Annotated in this window: 4 protein-coding genes and 1 tRNA gene; all 5 read right to left on the bottom strand. The window is 65.9% G+C overall.

Going from position 1 to position 4,507, the window contains the following annotated elements; translation table 11 throughout:
- Window positions 1-251: 251 nt before the first annotated feature.
- Window positions 252-328, bottom strand: a tRNA-Val gene (locus KAH28_RS02690).
- A gap of 49 nt (window positions 329-377) precedes the next feature.
- Window positions 378-1,826 carry a sodium:proton antiporter NhaD gene (nhaD, locus tag KAH28_RS02685; protein WP_290574264.1) on the bottom strand — a complete coding sequence of 483 codons (1,449 nt, stop codon included), beginning with the start codon at window positions 1,824-1,826 and terminating at the stop codon, window positions 378-380.
- Window positions 1,827-1,942: 116 nt separating this feature from the next.
- The gene (locus tag KAH28_RS02680; protein ID WP_290574263.1) at window positions 1,943-2,371 is read right to left on the bottom strand and encodes a type II toxin-antitoxin system VapC family toxin; all 429 of its coding nucleotides are present in this window, start codon (window positions 2,369-2,371) and stop codon (window positions 1,943-1,945) included.
- A complete protein-coding gene (locus KAH28_RS17425) occupies window positions 2,368-2,631 on the bottom strand; it encodes a type II toxin-antitoxin system prevent-host-death family antitoxin (protein ID WP_366918112.1) in 264 nt (87 codons plus the stop codon). The genes KAH28_RS02680 and KAH28_RS17425 overlap by 4 nt, the downstream gene beginning before the upstream one ends.
- A gap of 63 nt (window positions 2,632-2,694) precedes the next feature.
- On the bottom strand, window positions 2,695-4,507 hold a 1,813-nt coding region (gene uvrB / locus KAH28_RS02675; protein WP_290574262.1), incomplete at its 5' end, for an excinuclease ABC subunit UvrB.

Genomic DNA, 4,507 nt, shown 5'->3' with positions numbered 1-4,507 from the left:
ACACCACGGCTAGGGACACGACCCACGAAAAAGCCCCGGCGAACGGGACTTCTAGGAATCTCGCTGGTAGGCGCGAGTGGACTCGACGGAATCGCAGGACGCGATTCCGCGCGAGCGGAGCGAGCCCGAAGGGTCGGGCACAGGAAGTGCCCGACAACCCCGACCCGGAGGGTCGGTGGTGCGGGTCCACGCCCGCATGCGGCTGTCGCACACGAAAAAGCCCCGGCGAACGGGGCTTCTCGGAATCTCGCTGGTAGGCGCGAGTGGACTCGAACCACCGACCCCCACCATGTCAAGGTGGTGCTCTAACCAACTGAGCTACGCGCCTGCGGAGCGCGCATCTTACTGACGGGCGCCGCCCTCCGCAAGCATTGCCGTTACCAGATGGCGAAGAAACGGCCGTTGATGAGGAAGTGCACGCCGATACCGGCGGCATAGCCCAGGGCGATGGCCCAGGACCAGCGCAGGTGGCCGAAGAAGGTGTAGTAGCCGCGCGCAGCGCCCATCACGGCGACGCCGGCCGCGGATCCGATGGCGAGCAGGGATCCGCCGATGCCGGCGGTGAGCGTCACCAGCAGCCACTGGCCGTCGCTCATGTCGGGATACATGCTGAGCACCGCGAACATCACCGGGATGTTGTCGATGACGGCGGAGATCACGCCGACCAGGATGTTGGCGATGGTGGGCCCGAGAACGCCGTAGAGCAGCTCGGAGCCGACCGCCAGATAGCCGAGCGTGCCGAGACCGCCCACGCACATGATGATGCCGTAGAAGAACAGCAGGGTGTCCCACTCCGAGCGCGCGACCGAGTTGAAGGTGTTCAGGCGCGGCGAGGGCTCGTGATACGGATCGCTGGCCTCGGCGTCGCTGAGACCACCCTGATCGATGAACTGGTGGTGCAGTTCCTCGTCGGGCTTGGGCTTGCCGATGCGATTCAGCGTGTAGCTCATCAGCATCAGGGCGCCGAGGCCGCCCATCATGCCCAGCGCGGGCGGCAGATGAAGCACCGCGTGCAGCGTCACGGTCAGCGCGATGGTCCCGATGAACATGCCGATGATCACGAATCCACCGTGCCGGACCTCCGGGCGCACCGCGAGCGGCTCGGGCGTGGCGCGCGGCACCTGCGTCGACATGATCAGCGCCGGAATCAGCCAGCTCACCAGTGAGGGCAGGAAGAGCACCAGGAACTCGTGCGCCGGGAACACGCCCTTCTGCCAGACCATCAGGGTGGTGATGTCGCCGAAAGGACTCCAGGCGCCGCCGGAGTTGGCCGCGACCACGATGTTGATGCAGGCCACCGTGACGAACTTCGGGTGGCCGCTGCCCACGGCGATGGCCACCGAGGCCATCACCAGCGCGGTGGTCATGTTGTCGGCAATGGGCGACAGGAAGTAGGCGATCAGGCCGGTGAGCCAGAACAGCATGCGCAGCGAGAAGCCGCGCGAGACCAGCCAGCCGCGCAGGGCGTCGAATACCCCGCGTTCGTCCAGCGTGTTGATGTAGGTCATCGCCACCAGCAGGAAGAGAAAGAGCTCGGCGTACTCCACGAGGCTGTGGCGCACCGTCTCGCCGACGATCTCGGTATTGCCGATCTGTGCATAGGCAGCGCCGATCAGCGCCCAGATGATGACGGCCCCGAGCAGCACCGGGATCGATTTCCGCAGGTGCAGCCACTCTTCCATGACGACCAGTACATAGGCCAGCGCGAACACCACGATGGCGATCACGCCGGCCGCGGTGTGCGTCATGTCGACCGGCGCACCGCTCTCGGCGGCGCTGGCCAGAACCGGGAAGAGGCTGCACAGCAGGATCGACAACAGGCGCATGGGTCCGTCTCGGCGCGAATGGGGCGCGCATCATAGCGGTGCCTGCCGATTCGCGCCGGTAGCGGGTGCGAGAAAGTGTGTAGCGCAGTCTTATGGTGGACTGCGCCCATCCGCGTTCAGCTGGCGAGCAGCGACATCCCCAGCAAGCCGGCCGCGCGATTCAGCTGCCGATCGAAGCAAGCGAACAGCACGTCTTCGCCGCCGTCGACCGCGAGTTGCCGGGCAGCGGCAAGGTGCACCGCGTCATACCCTCGCAGGGCGAAGCCTTCTGCCAGTGCTCCGGCCTGCTCGACCAGCGGTTGGGTGGCGTCGATCTTGACGAAGTGCGGCCAGTCGTCACGCAGGGCCTGCCGCGCCCGCTCCATGGCATCTGCATCGGCCGGCACTTCGCGCTCTCGCCGCGATGTTGCGGCGTGGAATTCAGTCCACCCGATGCGTGCGATGGCGACAGCATCCGCCCGGTTGGCAGCATCGACGACGATGTCGCTGGCGGTTTCCTTCAGGTAGAGCTTCACTACCGCAGAGGTGTCGCAATAGAGGATCAAGCCCGATCGTCCAGCACGGAATCGGATACTGATCGCCCATGATCGGCGGTAGCGATCGATGCGCCACGCGGTTTGCCACCCGCCCATTCAGCGGTACCGGAAGCGATGAGCCGCGAAATGCCCCGATCTGTCGTCAGCGGAACACCGGTGAGCCGTGCGATGACCTTCCGGTGCGAGCTGATCTCCACGGTGCCGCCGCTCCGGACCTGCTGAAGGTAGCGGGACAAATGTGCCTTCAGTTCCCGGACAGAAACCTGCATTGTGGTCACGAATAAGAGAATAAGTTCAAACTGTGACTACACAAGGGCCGGCTGTCAATCCGGTCACGCCGCGCTGATCAGCCCGTCTTCGCGGAGCTTCTGCAGCGCATCGCGCAGGCGGGCGGCCTTCTCGAACTCGAGATTCTGCGCCGCCTCGTACATTTCCTTCTCCATCTGCGCGATCTTCCGGCCCAGTTTCTCGGCCGGCACCCGCTGATAGCCGGCGGGGGGCTCGGCGGCTTCCGCGCTGCGCGTGGTGCCGCCCTCCATTGCCTTCTCGTAGCCGGCGTGCATGACGTCGTCGATGCGCTTGCGGATGCCCTGCGGCGTGATGTCGTGCGCCTTGTTGTGCGCCAGCTGCTTCTCGCGCCGGCGGTCGGTCTCGTCGATCGCCCGCCGCATGGAGTCGGTGATGCTGTCGGCGTAGAGGATCGCGCGGCCCTCCAGGTGGCGCGCCGCGCGGCCGATGGTCTGTATGAGGGAGCGTTCCGAGCGCAGGAAGCCCTCCTTGTCGGCATCGAGGATCGCCACCAGCGAGACCTCGGGCAGGTCCAGACCCTCGCGCAGCAGGTTGATGCCGACCAGCACGTCGAAGCTGCCCAGACGGAGCTCGCGGATGATCTCGGCGCGCTCCACGGTATCGACGTCCGAGTGCATGTAGCGGACCTTGACGCCGTTCTCGTGCAGATAGTCGGTGAGGTCCTCGGCCATGCGCTTGGTCAGCGTGGTGACCAGCACGCGCTCGGTGCGCTCGACGCGGATTCGGATCTCGCCCAGCAGGTCGTCCACCTGGGTGGCCACCGGCCGTACCTCCACTGCCGGGTCCACCAGCCCCGTGGGCCGCACCACCTGCTCGACCACCTGGCCGGCGTGCGCGTCCTCATAGGAGCCGGGTGTGGCGGAGACGAAGATCGCCTGCGGCACCAGCCGCTCGAACTCCTCGAACTGCAGCGGCCGGTTGTCCAGCGCCGACGGCAACCGGAAGCCGTACTCGACCAGCGTCTCCTTGCGGGCGCGGTCGCCCTTGTACATGCCGCCGATCTGCGGAACCGTGACGTGCGACTCGTCGATGACCACCAGCGCGTCCGGCGGCAGGTAGTCGAACAGGCAGGGTGGCGGCTCGCCGGGCGCGCGGCCGGACAGGTAGCGCGAGTAGTTCTCGATGCCCGAGCAGTAGCCGAGCTCCTGAATCATCTCCAGGTCGAAGGTGGTGCGCTGCTCCAGGCGCTGGGCTTCCAGCAGCTTGCCGTTGTTGCGGAAGTACTCCAGCCGCTCGCGCAGTTCGTCCTTGATGGCGTCGAACATGCTCAGCAGGCGCTCGCGCGGCGTCACGTAGTGCGACTTGGCGTAGATGGTCGCGCGCGGGACCTTCTGGTGGATCTCGCCGGTGAGCGGGTCGAAGAAGCTGATCGATTCGATCTCGTCGTCGAACAGCTCGATGCGCACGGCCTGCTCGTCGGACTCGGCGGGGTGGATGTCGATGATCTCGCCGCGCACGCGGTAGGTGGCGCGCTTCAGCTCCATGTCGTTGCGCGTGTACTGCATCTCCGTCAGCCGGCGGATGATCTCGCGCTGGCCGATGGTGTCGCCCACCACCACGTGCAGCACCATCTTGAAGTACGACTCGGGGTCCCCCAGGCCGTAGATGGCGGACACCGAGGCCACGATGATGGCATCGCGCCGCTCCATGAGCGCCTTGGTGGCGGACAGGCGCATCTGCTCGATGTGATCGTTGATCGAGCTGTCCTTCTCGATGAAGGTGTCCGTGGAGGGAACGTAGGCCTCCGGCTGGTAGTAGTCGTAGTAGCTGACGAAGTACTCGACCGCGTTGTTCGGGAAGAAGGCCTTGAACTCGCCGTAGAGCTGCGCGGCGAGG

Origin of the sequence: Algiphilus sp. (genome assembly GCF_023145115.1) — a bacterium.
Lineage (GTDB): Bacteria > Pseudomonadota > Gammaproteobacteria > Nevskiales > Nevskiaceae > Algiphilus.
The sequence above is the reverse complement of the archived record's forward strand: the minus strand, read 5'-3'. Positions and strand labels throughout refer to the sequence as shown.

Bases quoted from the DNA above. Each gene is read 5' to 3' on its own strand.
- nhaD (WP_290574264.1), bottom strand. From the start codon at position 1,826: ATGCGCCTGTTGTCGATCCTGCTGTGCAGCCTCTTCCCGGTTCTGGCC.
- KAH28_RS17425 (WP_366918112.1), bottom strand. From the start codon at position 2,631: ATGCAGGTTTCTGTCCGGGAACTGAAGGCACATTTGTCCCGCTACCTT.